This is a genomic window from Vibrio sp. EJY3 (assembly GCF_000241385.1).
In the GTDB taxonomy this organism is placed as follows: Bacteria; Pseudomonadota; Gammaproteobacteria; order Enterobacterales; family Vibrionaceae; genus Vibrio; species Vibrio natriegens.
In genome coordinates this window covers 939,394-958,220 of the sequence record NC_016614.1, presented here as the reverse complement: position 1 = coordinate 958,220, position 18,827 = coordinate 939,394, and the positions used below count along the sequence as shown (strand labels likewise).

Here is an 18,827-nt window from a genome sequence, read left to right as displayed (position 1 = left end):
TAGGGAAGGGTGAAAATGGCATGCACCATATTGATGCGCTGGAAAGAGTGTTTATAAGTATGAAGAATTTACAATGTAAAGTAATGCCGAAACAACGAGATAGAGAGCGATATACGCTCTCTATAATGAAGTTTAATTTAAATGACAGGACGTAGTGTTGTTATGACAAACCAATAATGTTGCCTTCCTCATCTAAATCCAAGTTCATAAAAGCAGGTTTGTCCGGAAGCCCTGGCATCGTCATCACACTGCCTGATAGTGCATAAATGAACCCTGCGCCAGCGCATAAACGTAATTCACGTATTGGAACCGTAAATCCACGCGGAGCCCCTTTGACGCTGGAGTCGGTAGTGATAGAAAGTGGTGTTTTTGCAATACACACTGCGAGGTCATTAAAACCTAAAGCTTCAAACCTCTTAAGCTGTGAAATGCTCAGATCACTCAATTCGACATTTGACGCGCCATACCCAGCTTCACAAACCGACATTAATTTTTCTTCCAGCTTTTGTTCTTTTGTATAAAGCGGGCGGAAATCCGTTTGAGTATTACATGCTTCTACCACAAATTGAGCGAGCTCTACAGTACCTTCACCACCGTTTGAAAAAGCGGTACTGATGGCCACATTGACACTTGGGTCATAGTCACGAATTTTCTGACGCAGTACTGAGAGTTCCTGTTCGCAGTCTTGCGGAAACTGGTTGATCGCGACAACGGCAGGAAGGCCGTATTTCTTAACGTTATTGATATGCCACTTCAGGTTTTCAAATCCGGCTTCTAGCGCTGGCTTGTCAGGGTTAAATATCGATTCAGGAATAGCAGCACCCGGACGAAGATCATAATGCCCCGAATTCGCTTTTAGGCCACGTAAGGTGGCAACAATCACCACACAATCAGGAGCGTGGTTTGAGGCTGCTGCTTTAATATTGCATGCTTTCTCCAGCCCCATATCCGAGCCAAAACCGGCTTCAGTTACAGTGTAACTAGAAAGTTTTAGTGCAATTTCATCAGCGATGATAGAAGAGTTGCCGTGAGCAATATTCGCAAAGGGACCAGCGTGAATAAGAGTAGGGACACCTTCTAAAGTCTGCATTAGTGTAGGCGCAATGGCTTCTTTCAACGTTACTGCCATAGCTCCCGCGACTTGAAGGTCTTCAGTCGTCACCGGATGGCCATCTAAATCATAAGCAACAACAATTCGTCCTATTCGTTTACGCAGGTCTGCTAAATCTTTGGCGAGTGCAATGATTGCCATGAGTTCTGATGCGGCAGAAATGTCGAAACCTTCGCTTCTTTCGATGCCATTAATGGTTTTACCTGGCTCGTTTAGACCAATTTTTACCATGCGTAGTGCGCGATCATTATGATCCATTACGCGCTTCCACGTGATACTGTCGACATCTATTTTTAACGCTTTTAAACCAGTACGAGCTTCAAATGCATCGTAGCCTTCACGTTGCTCGTGGTATAGACGAGCATCTAGCGCGGCTGATGCAAGGTTATGAGCAGCGGTAACGGCGTGAATATCGCCAGTTAAATGTAAGTTTAACTCTTCCATCGGTGCGACTTGAGAATAACCACCGCCGGCCGCACCACCTTTGATTCCAAATACTGGTCCCATTGAAGGCTGTCTGATGCAGGCTATAACGGATTGGTTTAACTTTGCTAACCCTTGTGCAAGGCCGATAGTTGTGACCGTCTTACCTTCGCCGAGTGGCGTTGGTGTTATGGCCGTGACTAATACTAATTTACCGTCTTTGTTTTCTTTGAGACGGTTTAAACATCTTGGATGAACTTTGGCTTTGTGTTTGCCGTGCGTATCATATTCATCAGGCTGTAAACCTGCATTCGCGGCAATAGTATCGATTGAGGATAGAGGGGTGTTTCGGCAAATTTCAATGTCGGACTGCATGGATGCTCCCAAAGTGACTAAACCGTAGTGCATAAAGCGAAGGCATTGCTGTTACGCAATCGTTTGCGCGAGAATAATACTGGTAAAAAACCAACTGTAAAGAATTTAATGCGAATCTTTGCGGTGCATATTAGCAAAAACAACCAAACACTGCTCTAGATCAAAACAAAAAGGCCACCAAAAGGTGACCTAAGTGAATTTTTACACTGAAAATCAGGCTATTAGCGATCCCAGTATGCCTCTTCTAAACTGTCTTCGCGTTCAGGAAGTGCGCGAGACAGGCGAGGAGAGTGCTGTGTTAATACTTCATAGCTCACTCGGTTTGCGTATTTACAAATTTGGGAAAGCGAAGAGTATGTTAAGCAGCGTACTTCGTGCTTTTCTGAACCTGGCACTTCTTTCTGGTGGAATGAGTTTGCTGCCATATCATGCAGAAGTGCGGAAAGTGCTGCATCGCCAGCACCATTGGTATTCTTAATTTCCAGAGGTCCGCCTAAGTATGGGCCAATGTGAGAGTACACTTTCATCGCATTTTTACAGTCAGATTTGCGCATTGCTCGGCTAAATTCGTATTGATTGAATTCACCAATGCTGCTTTCCAAAATGTCATGCGTGGTTTCACGCTTCACTGTTTCGTCAGTGTAGCCCGCCATGTACAATCCATTTGGACCTGCGGTGCACAGAACTAGGTCGACCCAATCAAGCGTTTTGTCGGCTGCTGCTAGTGGATCGGTTAATCCAGTTAGAGCCGCGCCTTCTTCTTCATTCATAGCAACTACAGATACATTCTCACGAATGTATTCCTGCCACCATTCAGCGTTGCCTTCGATCACGTATTTCGTCCCTAAAGTAAGTACAACCGGAACATCGTGCTTTTTAGCAAAATCGATCGCTTTCTGTACCGCTTGTGGCATTGGATCTTCTTTTTTGCCACGCATTAGATAAGAAGAGACGACCAAAGCGGATGCTTTGCTGAATACTTCTTCTGGGATACTTTCTGGTAGAAGTTGGTTCATGTGCCCTTCGTTTATCGCAAAGGTACGCTCGCCATCTTGAGAAATAAGGGTGTAGCAACGACCAATAGGGCCATCTACTGTTTGTAGATGATTAAGGTTCATGCGAGAAGAAGTCTTACATAGGTATCGGTATGCAAATGAACCTACTTGAATGTTTCTAGACATGACACCCAATAGCACTGATTTACTGTCTGCAAGTACTGAGTAGTTGTGCAGCGTATTACCAATGGTATCTCCAGGATATTGGTGCGTAATCAGGCCTTGTTCAACCAGCTCTTCGTACAGAGCATCGGCTTTGTTCTCTTCAAGAACGAGAGAGTGGCCTTTACTTAAGTTGTACTTCTCTAAAAACGCATCGTCTACACGCGCTTCGATATCGACGATGGTTTGGCCTACACCGACAATCGTTGGACGATATAACTTTGGTGTTTGTCGAATTTGGTTAACGATTGGATCACGAGCGTGAGTTGGAAAGTAGTGTTTAGATTTACGCTGGCCAGGAAACTTCATGCTTGTTCTTGAGTGAGAAAAAAAGAGGCGGGATTGTATCACATAAAAATGAAATTAAACTGGTTTTGTTGCAAGAAAACTTGCCCACCAACACATTATGGTGGGCTTTCGAAGGATAATTGAGGAGGTATTAATTGGTTTTTGCTTGTGTCGGCTCGACGTAAGCTTTTGTTCCCCAGAGTGGCACAGTTGATAGACTGTGTTTGAAGCTCCCTGACGTCTCCTTTGTAGAGTATGAAAGGTACATCAGCGTTTGATTTTCTGGGTCATAAATGCGTCGAATCTTCATCGACTTAAAGAAGATACTCTTTGACTTCTTAAAGACGACATCGCCAGATTTACTCTTATCAATCCTGGCTAGCATTTCAGGTGTGATTTCACCGGTTTGGCGACAAGAGATAGAGCTATCACTTGGGTCAGCAAGACTGAAATCCGCTTCAATACTGGCAACGTGACAAGTCACCCCCGGTACTTCGGGATCGACAAGCGTATTGAGTTTGATGTCTTTCATAGTAAACATGCCCAGTGATACATCACCAACTTCATCACTACCACAGCCGGCAAGCAGGGTTAGTAAGCTTAAAGCAAGTATGCGTTTTTTCATTATTTTGGCCTTCATGAGAAAAGTTTGTGGATTTAATCTATCAGACGTTAGCGAGTAAAACAAAATTTGGCGTTACCTCAGGACTTTAGCTAGGTTTGTTATAGGCTTCATGCTAAGGTACAGCCTCAAAACGAAGCTACGCGATACGACTTTTAAGTTCAGAGGTATCCCACACGGATTTTGTTGTCGGTACAAGACGCAATTTGCTTTCGCTTTTGACTTGCTACTACTTTGTAGCCTGTGATTGTTAAGGTATGTAAATGAATGAAATACAGTTAGCCAGCATAGAACGCAAGAACGCGTGGCTGCATGATCTGGTCGAAGTCGAGTTTCCTACACCCGAAAGTTTGAAAGGGCGAGACATCTACTTTCAAACGCTAAAACAGCAACAATACCAAATCGTTGATAAAGACTCGTTGTTGGCCGGCGAGGCGGAGTGCAAAACTGACGATATCTTTCTCGTAGATTTCCATCGATTGACCATTATGTTTTCACTTCTTCAATCGCAGCGCTGGGATAAGCAATACGATAAAGACATGGTGGTTGAATACCTGACTCAAATCATTTTGACACCAGATTTTGAACTGTATGTCGGTTTTAAAGACGGAAGTCCTATTGGCGCTGCTATCACTAGCCATTTTGAAGGCAATACACTCATTTCAGATGTCGCTGTTTCTGATGTAATAGAGAAAAGCCAATTTGAGTCTGATCTAGCGAAGCGATTAGATAACGAAGCAAAACTTTGTGAAACAGTAATTATCGAGCGCTAACACTTTCATCACCATCTCTATAACGCAGCATCACTAACCCTTTAATAAATGAAGAAACTTTGCAATCAAGCGTCCAAATTCTAACGTTATACGTGCTGCTGCGTTCGAACATTTGTCCCCTTTTCTACAGCTCTGGTCATTGGCTCTCGCAATATATCGAACATCCTATTAAAAAGTTCACACTTTTAACGGTAACTAGCTAGAAATCGGTGATCTTGATTTAAAAAAAGATAATTCTTCGAATTCATTTTTGCGAAATGCAGAGTTCATCGTTTAAACAATCCTAAACTCAAATATTATTGTTCTACAAAACAAAATAAGCTCAGCAATATTTTTAACGTGTTTGGGGGAAGGTAATGGCAATTAATAATGTTAAGTGCGTGATTTTTGATTGTGATGGAACACTGGTCGATAGTGAGCGTTTGTGTTGTCAGGCTTTAGTTCATGTATTCAACCAGTACGGTGCTGAACTCACTATCGATGAATGCGTGTCTCACTTCAAAGGTGGCAAACTCGCCGACATTTTAAGAGATACCAAAGCGTTAATGAATATTAATGTGCCGATTGACGTACTCGAACCCGAATATCGCCAGGAACTACATAAGCTTTTCGTCCGACACTTACAACCTATGGATGGTGCCAAACAACTGCTGAGCTTTTTTGATTCGCATAACATTGAATATTGCGTCGCATCTAATGGTCCGAAAGACAAAATAGAATATGCTCTGGAACTGACAGGGTTACTGGATTCTTTTAAAGGCAAAGTGTTTTCCGCGTTCGATGCAAATAGCTGGAAGCCTGAGCCTGATTTGCTGATGTACTCAGCAATGAATATGGGATTTTTACCCAGCGATTGTCTCTATATAGATGACACGCCTAAAGGTGTAGAAGCTGGAATAAATGCTGGTATCAAAACAGTGCATCTATTTAATGGTGAAGACATTAACCGTGTCGACGACGAACGCGTAATAAAAATTCAGCATTTTGATGAATTAAAAGAGCAGTTGTTAGGCTGCTCTATATAAGACATACATCGTAATCAAACCAGTAGTTAGTGACATATGCGACTTAAGCTGTGGATGTGTTTAACTTTGGATTGTAAGTAAGGCGTTTGATGTAAACATTGGATTGAAGAAAAGCTTTTCGTATGAAAACCGCAAGCCGCGCAAGTGAACTTTTCGCCATCCGCAGAAATTAAATATTCATCGCATTGGCATAGTGGACAGGTAAGGTTTTCGTTTTCGTTATTGTTTGTATCTTTGTAATTATTCATATTGTTTTTCCAGCAGCAAATGGAATCTACATGTTCAAGCATAGCGGAACACAATCTTGATGAACATTCTTTCATCAGGTACTAATTGAACTTTCGATTCACTTCAAATATTTCAATTAGGTCGACAGTTTGTAAATGTTGGGTTAACAAAATCGAAATGAAAATAAGCCAGATAAACACACTGGGCTCTTTTTAGGAGCCCAGTCATTATTACTTGGTACGATAACGAAGAAGTACCTCTCCCAAATCAACAGACGCTTTGGTTAAATTCGCAACCCCAATAGTTGACTGTTGCGCCACTTCTCTAATCGTGCTGGATTGTGAGCGAATGTCTGTGAGCTCCGATGCAATGTCGTTGGCGACAGCACTTTGCTCTTCTGCTGATGTAGAAATTTGGATACTCATGTCCATTAATGAACGCGCTGAATCAGCAATTGAAGCAATGTCATGACCAATTTCATCAATTAGATGGCTACTGGTTCGCGCCTGCTTAACTGTACGTTCAGTGATAGATGCGATGTTTTGGCTTTCAGTATGCAGCTTCTCAATCATTGCCTGAATCTCTACAGTAGCTTGCTGCGTGCGGCTGGCTAGTGTGCGTACTTCATCCGCGACAACGGCAAAACCACGGCCCTGTTCACCCGCTCGAGCGGCTTCGATGGCTGCATTAAGCGCAAGTAGATTAGTTTGTTCAGAAATCGCATTAATGGTTGTGATTACCTCATTAATTTGCGTTGTGTTCTCATTTAAATGGGTAACAGAATTCGCTGCTTGCTCAATGAAAGAAGATAAAGTTTCTATCTCACCAATAACATTTTGTACGCGGCCACGACTTTGTTCAATTTTGTGCGCATCCTGATCGGATTGTGAGGTCGCTTGTTGCGAAATACTTGAAACTTCTTTTGCAGAAGCCGTCATTTCTTCCATCGCGGTCGCGACAGAATCGAGCGTTTGATACTGATGAGATATCTGAGTTTCGCTCAATTGCATGTCTTTTTCGAAAGCTGAAGACGTTTCACTTAACGTGTACGCGTTATTTTTAACACTATTGACTAGCTCCGTTAGAGTATCCATTGATTTGTCGAGTGCGCAACCAATGGTACCAAATTCGTCTCGGCCCGGATGAAAGCCTAAGCGAGACGTCAGATCACCTTCACCAATTTTTTGAGTCGTAGTGTAAAGCACCCAAAGTGCACCTCCGATGAAAGTGGCAACCCAGTAACAAAACAAGGCAAATGGTAGAACCCAAATAAAGCTAAGCAGCAGCGAGGTTAGGGCATTAGACTTAACTTGTTGATATTCTGTACTTCTATCTTCGGTTAATTTAATCACTTCCCCGTTGTCAGTGTGTGAATAAACAGTGATAGCCCCGTCTATGAACAGACTCTGCTGTTGGCTATTTGCTTCTGTGATGCCATCGACTTGATAGATATTGCTTGGTTTTGCGTCGATGATCCCCGAAAGTTTCGCCTGTGCAGAAATGATTGCTTGATGTTCAAACTGGTTGATTTCGTTGTAGTAACGGCTCCCTGCAACCGAAGTTAGAGCCAGCAGAAACAGTAGGAAGATAACCCAGACTTTGTCATTTATAGACATCTTAATAAAGAGTCGATCTATAGTTCTAAACTCAACTTCTCTCATTTAACACTCCGTTTGAGATATAAGGTATTTCATCTCGTTATCGTCAGTGTTGAGAAAAACATGAGACCCAAATCATTAAAAAATGTAATATCTATAACGTTAATTTAATTATATGTGACACATGTCAAAATGTTGAGCGGCACTGGTCATTGGCTTTGAGTCATTTGTCCGTTAAAAACAAGCAGTGAGCTGAGACCTTACCGATATGCAAACGATTACCTTTGATGTTGCTCATAGGAAATTAAATCTTTACTTTTCGCTGTCATGAATGTGTCATATAAAGATTATAAAAAGGATTCACTGACATAGATTGTCAGTAGGAAGAAGCAAGTACGCTTCAAATTAAAACAAAGGAGGTCACAATGAGCGACCAATACCAAAACGATGAGAACCTAGAGCTACTAGATGCAATGGAAATTGGCATCATCTTGTCGGATTACTTTGGCTCAGAAAACGAATCTGAGTAGAGTGTCACTTAATTATCAACGTAGTGCTCAAGACGTTATACTAAGTTCATGTTACATCAAGCCTAACGGCAATATGGCGTCTAATGAACTTTCTTGCCCATCTACACATCGCAGATCACTGTAACAGCCATTTAATGGGGAATTTGCTTGGAGACTTCGTGAAAGGGGATCCAAGCAAACAGTATCAAACTGATATTTCGAATGGCATCAAACTCCATCGGTTTGTCGATCGCATAACAGACCATCATCCTATCGTTGAAGCGTGCAAGCCTCACTTTACTGGTGTTTCGCGACGCTTCGCTCCCATTGCTCTTGATATGTTTTGGGATCACTGTTTAGCTAAACAGTGGTCTGCGTTTCACCACCATTCTCTGGATAAATTTGTAAATGCTGCCTACCAGCGCGTTGACAGAGACGTTGGCGAGCAATTGCCAGAGCGTTTTCTTGTTCTGCATAGCAGGATGTGGACGGGTGGATGGCTCCAGTCCTATCAGGATTTAGAAAATATAGAATTTGCTCTGCATCGTATGTCCCAAAGAAGTCCTAGAATGTCAGATCTGACGACTACTTTCGCGGTATTAGATGAACAATATGAGACCTTAGAGGCTAAATTTCCGCTTCTATACCGCGATGTACTTCGACAAGCCTTTGAGTTCCACCAGCAATTAATCAATGCATAGAGTGTAAAGGTAGTATGGTCTGGAGTGCTCTGGTAAACTCTGCGCTCCAAAAATTATGAGGTTTATCATGTCCGTTAATTTTGCTGACCTTGGCATTGAACAAAATCTGGTGGAAACTCTGAGCACATTAAACATCGTGACTCCAACACCGGTGCAAGAAAAGTCGATTCCCCATGTTCTGGAAGGAAAAAACCTGCTCGCTGCTGCACAAACGGGTACTGGTAAAACGGCTGCGTTTGGACTGCCTATTATTCAAAGCGTACAGCAAGAAAAACTGAACGGAACGCCAAAAGCTCTAATTTTGGTACCTACGCGTGAACTCGCTCAACAAGTCTTCGAAAGTTTGTCTCAGTATGCGTCGCAGACGGCATTACGCATTGTTTGTGTGTACGGTGGTACCAGTATTGGTGTTCAGAAGAAAAAGCTTGAGGATGGCGCGGACATTCTGATTGCGACCCCTGGACGCTTGTTGGATCATTTGTTTAACGGCAATGTAAACATCTCAAAGACGAATACGCTTGTACTCGATGAAGCCGATCGTATGTTAGATATGGGATTTTGGCCTGATTTGCAACGAATCTTACGCCGCTTGCCAGATGAAAAACAGATCATGCTATTTTCCGCAACGTTTGAAAAGCGCATTAAAACCATTGCTTATAAGCTGATGGATTCTCCAGTTGAAATTGAAGTTACTCCACCAAACACGACCGCTGAAACGGTTACACAGATCGTTTATCCCGTCGACAAGAAGCGTAAACGTGAATTACTCGCCTATTTAATTGGTTCAAAAAACTGGCAACAAGTGCTGGTGTTTACCAAAACAAAACAGGGTAGTGACGAACTGGCGAAAGAGTTAAAGCTAGATGGCATAAAAGCAGTGTCGATTAATGGTGATAAATCACAAGGCGCTCGTCAACGCGCATTGGATGAATTTAAACAGGGTAAAGTACGTGCATTGATTGCGACTGATGTTGCAGCCCGAGGGCTTGATATTCAGGAACTAGAGCAAGTAATTAACTTTGATATGCCGTTTAAAGCTGAAGATTACGTACACCGTATTGGTCGTACAGGACGAGCGGGTAATTCTGGACTTGCCGTATCCTTAATGAGCCGAGACGAAGAGTATCTGTTGCATGCGATTGAAAACTTACTGGATCAGCGATTGCCACAAGAATGGCTGGCGGGTTTTGAACCTAGTTTAATCGAAGAGGTCGAGCCTGAACGTCACGGTGGTGGTGGCCGTAAAAGTCGCTCGGCAGAAAAACGAAAACTTAAAGCCAAGTTAGCTATCCATAAAAATCGTGGTAAAAACCGTCGATAACTTAGTTTTTGGTGGGTTAAGTTTATTGATGACTTAGATTCGTTGATAAACTTAAGTAATTGGTTCATTTGGTAAATATCAAATGAACTAGGCTGTTTTCGCTTGATCATAAACGGATAACGTTTCTGGAAGTGCAAGGTAATAACCTTGATACATATCGAAGCCGAGTTTCTTCATTAAATTAAGTTGATGCTCGGTTTCAATTCCTTCGATAACGGTTTTCGCGCGTAAGTTTTTTGCCAATAAAAGCGCACTTGTCAGTGACGACAGGTCGCCATGTTCGTATTTAACCAGTAATGAACGGTCCATCTTAATGATGTAAGGTTGAACAGATTCAACTCGCTCTATTGTCGATGCATTAACCCCATAATCGTCTATCGCAAGCTTAAAGCCGCACTTGCTGAGTTCTTGCGTTGATTGATAAAAACAGGATTCATCGTTCGCATCCAACTCGATTAACTCCAGCACAATCTGCTCTGTTTTCAGATGAGATTGACTGATGGTCTGCTTGAGCGCCTGACAGTATGACATGTCCTGTAACATCATTTCTGCTGCTTTAGGAAGCACATTGAGGAAGAGCTTCTTATGTTGGTAGCGCGATTGCCCAAAGTTCTTTATGTGTATTAAGCGACTTAAACGTTCGACATTAAATTGGTCTGAAACCGGAATGCTTTCTGACTGGAAAAAATAGTCCGGGCGGATCATCGAGCCGTCAATGTCGGTGATTCTTACCAGTGATTCCAGACCAACAATAGAATGATCCTTTTGATAAATGGGTTGAAATACGCTTTTCAGTGTTAAATTTTGATATTTTGCGATGTACTGTCCATCTGCCTGTTTAGAAATGCAGCAAGTAAGCTGCGAGATACTCATCATTATTACAACCTAAATTAATGCTTATCATCGATGCGAGTACATCAAGCTTCATTGATTATAAGAATCTAAGCGCGCGCGACCTGATGAGGCAAGCTAGTTAGTTAGTGTTAATAAGATTTATCGAGCGGTATCAAACAAATGTATAGATAGATTGATAAGGTACGTATTCCCATCTTTAAGCTACCACTGCAATACGGCGTAAAGCTGGAGATATTTTCGAACAAGTTGCTGTTTGTTTGATCGGCGTAATGGGTGGCCAAACTTGATATAGCATGGGTTGATATCAAAGCGAGAATTGAGCGATTGCGTAAGCTGCGACTCACTGGTGTATAAAGTAATACCTTGTTCAGTATATTCATTTATTGGGTCTGGTAACTCACCCATCCACCAATGCAGTAGCTCCCTGCTAGTTTTACTTCTACTTATCCAGTGATCACAAACCAGGAATAGTAAATCGTTGGGCTGTAACGCGTAGCCATATTCACTTTGCCACTCGGTTATCGAAGCAAGCATTTTTTCGCGACAAGGTTTACCCGCACTGACCATGTGATAACTCAAAACCCATACCGTGCCGATCTCTGAAGTAATGCGGTAATGGTGGGGAAGGTCGGGAGCATTAAGTACTTCAAGTGATTTAATGACACTGCTGTGGCCAAAGTGACGAAGTGTATGCTCCATCCGCCTTGAAAACGCGAGACCTAAATGATGTTCACTCATCCCTTGGTTGTGAACCGCAGGGTAGTGCTTTTCGCAGATCTTGAGGCAGTCTTCCTGAAAATCATTAACACTTTGTATTACTAAGTCGAGTAGCAAAGAAAATCCCTTAACGGTTATAAAAACGATTAGCAAAAATTAGCATAGTCTTTTTAGCATAGACTAAGTTGAATCGGCAACTTCTTGATCTAAACATCAAAATTAGGAATTCTATCCATCAATATCTTAGATAGTCCTAGTGATTGTTGGATAGAGTAGGTTGTCGTGAGGTCGATAATTGGACGATGAAATTTAGAGAGCAGTAAATGATTAAATTAGACAGAACACAAAAAGAGACATTATCAACGGCGATTCAAGATTATATGGAAGACGAACTAAGTATTGAAATCGGTCAGTTTGATTGTGAATTTCTCATTGATTTTATCACTGAAAAGCTTGGGGCAGTGTACTACAACAAAGGAGTTGAAGATGCTAAAGCCTTATTCGAGCGCCGTATGCTAGAAGTTTCCGACGAACTTTATGAGATAGAACAGGAAGTAAAACTCTAAAATTCATGAATTCTTACATTTAACTTATTCAAAAAATTCGAACAGGTTGGTAGATGTGCTGTAATTGGCTAGATGTAAATAATGGTAAATAATCTGTTTCATATAAAGTAAATCGGTTAATGTGTTGTTTCTTATTCAATATCAACACAGAAAATTCTTGGGAATTGAGATGGATACATCCGTAAAAAACTACAACCTTCTGACCCGCGCGATGCACTGGTTATCAGCCATCGTTATTGTTGGCTTATTTGCGGTCGGCTTATGGATGGTCGATTTGAGTTACTACAGCGAGTGGTATCGTACCGCACCTCATTACCATCGTTCTATTGGTATCTTGCTTGCGATAGTTACGTTATTCCGATTCGTTTGGAAGCACATTACCGCATCTCCTAAGCCAGAAGGCAAAAACCATGAAATCATCGCAGCTAAGTTAGCGCATGGTGCGATGTATTTGTTACTTATTACCATTTTCGTAACGGGTTACCTGATTTCAACCTCGGATGGTCGAGGTATCGAAGTATTCGAGTGGTTTACCGTACCTGGCGCAGGCGAGTTGTTCCCAAATCAATCTGATTTGGCGGGTGAAATTCACTTTTACGCAGCTTGGGCTATCGTCCTAATTGCTGGTTTACATGCCGTTGCTGCACTTAAACATCACTTTATCGATAAAGACAACACATTAAGAAAAATGTTAGGAGCTTCAAAATGAAAAAGTCACTATTTGCTACAGGATTAGCGATCGCTATGGCACTTCCGTTTGGTGCGCAAGCAGCAGACTACGTTATTGATACGAAAGGGGCTCACGCTTCGATTAACTTCAAAGTAAGTCACTTGGGTTACAGCTTCATCAAAGGTCGTTTTAATACATTTTCTGGTGACTTTTCTTTTGATGAGAACAACGTTGCTGACGCTAAAGTGAATGTTGTTGTTGATACCACAAGTCTGGATTCAAACCATGCGGAGCGTGATAAGCACATCCGTAGCGGTGATTTCATCGATGCAGGTAAATTTGGTCAAGCAACGTTTACTAGTACAAAAGTAACGGATAAAGGCGACGGCAAACTTGATGTAACTGGTGATTTGACACTTCACGGTGTAACCAAGCCTATCACTATTGAAGCGGAATTCGTTGGCGCAGGTAACGACCCATGGGGTGGTGAGCGTGCTGGTTTCGTTGGTACTACTCGTCTAGAGCTAGCAGATTTTGATATCCCTGTAATGGGTTCTTCTAGCTATGTGGATATGGAACTTCATATCGAAGGCGTTAAGAAGTAATTCATTGCCACTCGTATAATAATATTAAAGCGCTCTTCAAACGAAGAGCGCTTTTTTAGTGCCAACTAACTAAAGTTAGTGTTTTTTTGTTATGCGGTTTCTAATTCGTTTTGTTCTACTAGATTCAAACGCTCACCGTAAACGGTACGTAATGCGTTCAGTATTTCGACACGTGTTACTACGCCGACTAAGAGTCCATTCTCTAATACCGGAAGCACTTGCGGTTTACTGACGTTCATACTCTTGGCACGCTCTTCCAAAGAAAGAGAAGTTAAGCGTGTTGCAATGCCCATATTACTTGTAGGGAAGAGCTTTTCTTTGTCGATACACATAAACTCCACCACATCGACTAAACGGTCACCAGCATCAATAGCGACAATGTCACGGCTCATCAAATCAACCACTTTCTGACCGTTAACCGGAATGTAATCCTCGCACCAAAGATCGACCATAATATCGTGCGCCGACAGGAAGCCCACTAAACGATTATGAACATCAACGACAGGGGCGCTGGTTAAGTGATGATCAAGTAAGGTATCAAGTGCTGAGACTACCGGAGTTTCTGCGCTGATAGTCACTGGAGCAGGGTTCATAATGTCCTTAACAAAAGAGCTATTTTTCATGTTGGATTCCTTAACTGACATGAGTGGTGTTGTTTTAGTGATGGTTTGAATGTTGGCGGCTTTTAGCTCAGGTCGACGGAAAATACACCAGTTTGATAAGCCAACTAATACAGCGCCGCCTACTATATTTCCTAGTGTTACCGGGATTAAGTTTGCAGTGACAAAGTGAAACACATTGAGGTCTGCGTATTGGGATGCAGGAACGCCGACAGACAGCCAGAACGACTCTGGCGCAAAATTAGCGATAACAATGCCAAGCGGGACCATGAACATATTGGCGACACAGTGCTCGAAGCCACTGCTTACGAACATAGCGACAGGTAAAATCGTCATTGCCGCTTTTGTCATCGCATTTGCAGAACTAAAGGTTAGCCAGATTGCTAGACACACCAAAAGGTTACATAGAATACCGAGTGCAAACGCCTGAACTAACGTGTGATGCAGTTTGTGCTGTGCGATGTTAAGCGCATTCAATCCCCATTGACCGCTGTCCATTTGGTATAATCCTGCCGCTGTAACCAGTGCGAGCAACAGCATTGCTCCAATAAAGTTACCCACATAGACCTTGCCCCAAATTGATAGCATTTTTCCAAAAGATATCTGCTTGTTCGCCCAGGATATGCTTGAGAGCACTGAGCTAGTGAACAGTTCGCCTCCACAGATAACGATCAGGATCAAACCCATACTGAAAGCTATTCCGCCTGCAAGACGACTCAATCCCCAACCTGCACCTGCGCTACCCGTTGTCACGGTGATATAGAACAAGAATGCCAAACCGATAAATGCGCCAGCCATTGCGGCAAGACTGAGTGTCATCGAGCTCGTTTTTTGGGCTTTGCTCAGTGCAAACTTCTCTGCTTCAGCCATCATTTCTTTCGGAGAAAAATACTGGTGATTGTCAGAGTTGATCACCGCCATACTGACTCCTTAGTTTTTGATGCCATAAAAACTCCTTAATTTATAAACTCATAACTATTGTTTTTGTATTTAGAACAGCGGTATTCCTGAACCGCACAATCAGGCTAATAGGAAAATTCCGACAGGGAAAATTGATATTGTTTAAGGTTCACATCAATTCAATTGATAACTAATCTAAGATGAGTAAAATGAATGCCGTTGCTTATGTTTTTAATCAGGTGAGGGTATGGGAATACTCGCTCGTAAAGGAGGACACATTGCGCTATTCACTAAAGCAATTAGCGGTTTTTAATGCAGTTGCCGATTCTGGAAGTGTAAGCCAGGCTGCAGACAAGCTGGCTCTAACACAATCGGCGACAAGTATGTCGCTCTCACAATTGGAAAAAATGCTTGGTCGGCCATTATTTGAAAGGCAGGGCAAGCAAATGGCGTTAACCCATTGGGGAGTGTGGCTGAGGCCAAAAGCAAAACGCTTGCTGCAAGATGCTTTACAGATTGAAATGGGCTTTTATGAGCAACATTTGTTGAGTGGGGAGGTTCGCATTTGTGCGAGTCAAACGCCTGCAGAACACCTAGTCCCTGATCTTATCAGTATTATTGATAATGACTTTCCTGAGATGCGTATCTCGTTGAATGTGAAAAGTACCAGAAGCGTCCTTGAAGGCGTATTGGATTACAAGTACGACTTGGGAATCATTGAAGGCCGTTGCGATGACAACCGTTTGCACCAGGAAGTCTGGTGTCGCGACCATCTGACGGTTGTCGCGGCTTCACATCATCCTTTTGCCAAGCGCCAAACCGTAAGTTTAGCCCAGTTAGAACAAGCAAAGTGGGTATTGCGTGAAGATGGTTCTGGTACACGCAAAACCTTCGATAGTTCGATCAGTAAACTTATCGAGGATCTTGATGTTTGGCGTGAATACGAACATGTGCCAGTACTTCGTAGCTTAGTGGCTAATGGTCAGTACTTAACCTGCTTACCTTATTTGGATGTCGAGCGGTATATCCAAGCTGGTCTGCTGGTTGCCTTAGATGTTCCAGAGCTCAAAATGGAGCGCACGCTTTCATTCATCTGGCGAGCGGATATGGCAGAAAACCCATTAGTAGACTGCATTAAGCGCGAGGGCTTACGCATGATGAAAGGCAAGCCGACGATTCTATAGCACTTGGCAATATCGCATAAATGACGGTATTTGTTATTTACTAAATCTGTTGATTTATCGTTTACGTCAAATTTATATTGCAATAAATGAAACAAAAGTGAGTTATTTGTGATCAAAATCACCGATAAGCTGAGGGAATACTTCTAGTATCGGTTCTTGATTTCAATGTTTAACGCCAGTTATCAAACCAGAAGGGTCTGATACTAGCTAAGCAGGTACGAATACCATGACGACACTATTAGCGATTTCTATTACTACTGGGATTTTGTCCGGCGTTTGGGGATGGATAGCTATCTCTTTAGGCCTACTATCCTGGGCGGGGTTTTTAGGTTGTACTAGTTACTTTGCCTCCCCGACAAGTGGCCTGAAAGGATTGGCAACCAGCCTTATTACAAATTTAACCGGCGTGTTCTGGGCTATGGTCATTATCTATGGTTCAACCTACGTAGGGTTAGAAATTCTGGGCTACGTAATAACGGCAATTGTGGCTTTCTTTATGTGTATTCAAGCTAAGCAAGCTTGGTTAGCTTACATTCCTGGTACATTTATCGGCTCATGTGCAACCTTTGCAGCGGATGGTAACTGGCAACTTGTTGTACCGTCGCTGGTATTAGGTGGTGTATTTGGTTATCTAATGAAAGCGACTGGTCTTTGGTTACACTCGAAATCAAATACTACTTCAACTTCTTCGCTCGCAGAGCAAGTGCAGTAGTGACCCCCGATCTAATTGGTATCCACTGAGCACTGAGAGTACTTTTCTTCTCAATGCTATTCATCAAAGTTATTGATATTTGATACAAGCACACTTTAATAGTGTGCTTTTTTTTTACTTTTTTCGCCCTAAGTATTTCCACTTGCCATAGTAACGATACGTTTTAGGGTCCAGCGTAATAGAACAGGGATACATTCCACGCCGTTCTCTTCACAATGCGAAACAATCGCTAGGGCTAAATCAGGCTTGGCATGTTTTTTTAGCACTCGGTTGACCACTTTTTTCGCGGGAATTTGATGATCGTGAGGAACCTTTATCATGTCTTTAAAGAAAACTTCAAAACCATGGTTGTAAAGGAAATGCTCAATATCTCGATCAGGCAACTCGGTTAAACGGTGGCGCTCCTGATCATGCTCTAATTGTGAACGAACCGTATGAGCGTACTTTTTACCAGCGGCATCGCCGTCGGTTACTACGTGCCAGTCAATACCAAACTCTTTTGCGACTTTAATTATTGAACGCAAGCCAGACTGAGCAAACTCGACTATCTGAACACCTTCCGCCGCTAAATCATAACCACATTGACGCGCTAACTCATTAAAAAGCCAGACTTCGGTTTCACCTTCCACTAACAACCAGCAACGAGCAAAAAGCGCACCTGCTCGGTGAAAGCGTATGTGGAAACCAATACGCCTTAGTTCATCTCGCCCAAATTTAGATGGATTAAGGCTCTTCGCGATGGTGCGATCAGACAGGCGGTACAGACGCCGTATCGAATAAAGCGGAACGGAACCGAGCAAACTCCCACTGTTAGTGGTCAGAATTTTTTGCATCGGCAGTAGTTGAAGCAAGGACCAAGCTCTCGCTAAATGAGTAGGGTGTAAGCGACCTTCAGGATCTTCAATGATTAAGATTGGCCGTGCACAACGCCTTAGCTCGGTTGGCCCTTTCGCTTGCAGGTACGTGTTAAGCAAGCCCATTAGAAGCAAGCGACTCTGCTTATCGTTAGTTTCTTTTAAATATTGGCTCAGGCCCTTATCGGAAGGGTGGCTATTATAAAACAGGCCGTCTCTAGGCTTCCTTGGGTTCCCTCTGCTGGTACTTCGGAACGCGAAATAGTGATCGATCAACGTTTGCATAGAAGAAAGGCTACTGCGAATTTCCCCTTTATTGACTTGACCTGGCATGGCTAATAGTCGTCTACAAGTGTTGTCGATGCGCTTTTCAATCCGCGAATTTCTATTGTCCCCGTTGATATGAGATGGGTGAGGGAAACGACGAGAGTCTCTTAAGCGAATGACAGGATGTAGCGTCATTAATTCAATAGCAAGTTTTTCAGAATGATGGATCTTTATTGTTTTCCCTTCATTATCGAGAAACGTATACTGAGTCGTGATGTCATGATCGACACGAGAGCCACTGATTCTGTAGTAGATTACATGCTCTCCATTGTCTTTTGTACACCAAGCAGGCTTAATCCTACGGTAACGGCCCGCTTTTACCTCTTGCCTATCTTGTGCTTTAAAGCAAAGAATAATCTCGATATGCTGAGATTGAGGGTGGGAGATAGAATAATCAACGTGAAAATCTTTCAGGTCAAACTCATATAGATTCCCGTCTGTTGGTAGTGCAATGGATAGGGCATCAAGTAATGAAGACTTACCCCATGTATTCTCACCAATGAGCGTGGTGAGTTCATCAAAAGAGAGTGAAAGGCGTTTGATGCCTCTAAACCCGGAGATTTCGATGCGTTCTAGTCTCATCTCAATCCTCCTCGCAATTATTTGAATTATAGAGAATTATCTTG

Annotated in this window: 17 protein-coding genes; 9 read left to right on the top strand and 8 right to left on the bottom strand. The window is 42.6% G+C overall.

The features are described from left to right. Positions 1-160: 160 nt before the first annotated feature. The 3 genes from VEJY3_RS20215 to VEJY3_RS20205 all read right to left on the bottom strand — a co-directional run bounded on the left by VEJY3_RS20215 (position 161) and on the right by VEJY3_RS20205 (position 4,039). A complete protein-coding gene (locus VEJY3_RS20215; RefSeq protein ID WP_014234280.1) occupies positions 161-1,909 on the bottom strand; it encodes a formate--tetrahydrofolate ligase in 1,749 nt (582 codons plus the stop codon). A 221-nt stretch (positions 1,910-2,130) separates the two neighbouring features. Beyond that, a complete protein-coding gene (locus VEJY3_RS20210; RefSeq protein ID WP_014234279.1) occupies positions 2,131-3,435 on the bottom strand; it encodes an inosine/guanosine kinase in 1,305 nt (434 codons plus the stop codon). 130 nt (positions 3,436-3,565) lie between these two features. Further along, entirely contained in the window at positions 3,566-4,039 is a 474-nt protein-coding gene (locus VEJY3_RS20205; RefSeq protein ID WP_014234278.1) for a CreA family protein, read from the bottom strand. 260 nt (positions 4,040-4,299) lie between these two features. Between VEJY3_RS20205 and VEJY3_RS20200 the strand changes: the two genes are divergently transcribed. Together VEJY3_RS20200 and VEJY3_RS20195 are read left to right on the top strand one after the other, a co-directional pair. Next, positions 4,300-4,809 (top strand): hypothetical protein, encoded by a 510-nt coding sequence (locus VEJY3_RS20200; protein WP_014234277.1) that lies wholly within the window; start codon positions 4,300-4,302, stop codon positions 4,807-4,809. 356 nt (positions 4,810-5,165) lie between these two features. Next, positions 5,166-5,834 (top strand): HAD-IA family hydrolase, encoded by a 669-nt coding sequence (locus VEJY3_RS20195; protein WP_014234276.1) that lies wholly within the window; start codon positions 5,166-5,168, stop codon positions 5,832-5,834. A 458-nt stretch (positions 5,835-6,292) separates the two neighbouring features. On the opposite strand, the gene VEJY3_RS20190 is transcribed toward VEJY3_RS20195, so the two are convergent. Further along, positions 6,293-7,723, bottom strand: a complete 1,431-nt coding sequence (locus VEJY3_RS20190) for a methyl-accepting chemotaxis protein (protein WP_014234275.1) — start codon at positions 7,721-7,723, stop codon at positions 6,293-6,295. A 550-nt stretch (positions 7,724-8,273) separates the two neighbouring features. On the opposite strand from VEJY3_RS20190, the gene VEJY3_RS20185 reads away from it, so the two are divergent. After that, on the top strand, positions 8,274-8,870 hold the full coding sequence (locus VEJY3_RS20185; RefSeq protein ID WP_014234273.1) for an ACP phosphodiesterase: 597 nt from the start codon (positions 8,274-8,276) through the stop codon (positions 8,868-8,870). 67 nt (positions 8,871-8,937) lie between these two features. Further along, positions 8,938-10,191, top strand: a complete 1,254-nt coding sequence (locus tag VEJY3_RS20180) for a DEAD/DEAH box helicase (RefSeq protein WP_014234272.1) — start codon at positions 8,938-8,940, stop codon at positions 10,189-10,191. 87 nt (positions 10,192-10,278) lie between these two features. Here VEJY3_RS20180 and VEJY3_RS20175 read toward each other — a convergent pair whose 3' ends face one another. Then, positions 10,279-11,067: an EAL domain-containing protein gene (locus VEJY3_RS20175; protein WP_014234271.1), complete on the bottom strand. Its 789-nt coding sequence runs from the start codon at positions 11,065-11,067 to the stop codon at positions 10,279-10,281. A 180-nt stretch (positions 11,068-11,247) separates the two neighbouring features. Then, complete coding sequence (locus tag VEJY3_RS20170; RefSeq protein WP_014234270.1) at positions 11,248-11,880, bottom strand: hypothetical protein; 633 nt, start codon at positions 11,878-11,880, stop codon at positions 11,248-11,250. A 206-nt stretch (positions 11,881-12,086) separates the two neighbouring features. Here VEJY3_RS20170 and VEJY3_RS20165 point away from each other — a divergent pair, with 206 nt between their 5' ends. The 3 genes from VEJY3_RS20165 to VEJY3_RS20155 all read left to right on the top strand — a co-directional run bounded on the left by VEJY3_RS20165 (position 12,087) and on the right by VEJY3_RS20155 (position 13,604). Then, entirely contained in the window at positions 12,087-12,329 is a 243-nt protein-coding gene (locus VEJY3_RS20165; protein WP_014234269.1) for a DUF2164 domain-containing protein, read from the top strand. Positions 12,330-12,498: 169 nt separating this feature from the next. Beyond that, positions 12,499-13,038, top strand: coding sequence for a cytochrome b (locus VEJY3_RS20160; RefSeq protein ID WP_014234268.1), 540 nt, complete (start codon positions 12,499-12,501; stop codon positions 13,036-13,038). Next, on the top strand, positions 13,035-13,604 hold the full coding sequence (locus VEJY3_RS20155; protein ID WP_014234267.1) for a YceI family protein: 570 nt from the start codon (positions 13,035-13,037) through the stop codon (positions 13,602-13,604). Before VEJY3_RS20160 ends, VEJY3_RS20155 begins: the two co-directional genes overlap by 4 nt. 89 nt (positions 13,605-13,693) lie before the next feature. Here the strand turns inward: VEJY3_RS20155 and focA are convergent, their stop codons facing one another. Next, the gene (gene focA / locus VEJY3_RS20150) at positions 13,694-15,145 is read right to left on the bottom strand and encodes a formate transporter FocA (RefSeq protein ID WP_014234266.1); all 1,452 of its coding nucleotides are present in this window, start codon (positions 15,143-15,145) and stop codon (positions 13,694-13,696) included. Positions 15,146-15,402: 257 nt separating this feature from the next. On the opposite strand from focA, the gene VEJY3_RS20145 reads away from it, so the two are divergent. Then, on the top strand, positions 15,403-16,308 hold the full coding sequence (locus tag VEJY3_RS20145; protein ID WP_014234265.1) for a LysR substrate-binding domain-containing protein: 906 nt from the start codon (positions 15,403-15,405) through the stop codon (positions 16,306-16,308). A 226-nt stretch (positions 16,309-16,534) separates the two neighbouring features. Beyond that, positions 16,535-17,020: a DUF1097 domain-containing protein gene (locus tag VEJY3_RS20140; protein WP_014234264.1), complete on the top strand. Its 486-nt coding sequence runs from the start codon at positions 16,535-16,537 to the stop codon at positions 17,018-17,020. Between the two features lie 128 nt (positions 17,021-17,148). On the opposite strand, the gene VEJY3_RS20135 is transcribed toward VEJY3_RS20140, so the two are convergent. Further along, positions 17,149-18,783 (bottom strand): ATP-dependent endonuclease, encoded by a 1,635-nt coding sequence (locus tag VEJY3_RS20135; protein ID WP_014234263.1) that lies wholly within the window; start codon positions 18,781-18,783, stop codon positions 17,149-17,151. Positions 18,784-18,827: the final 44 nt, after the last annotated feature.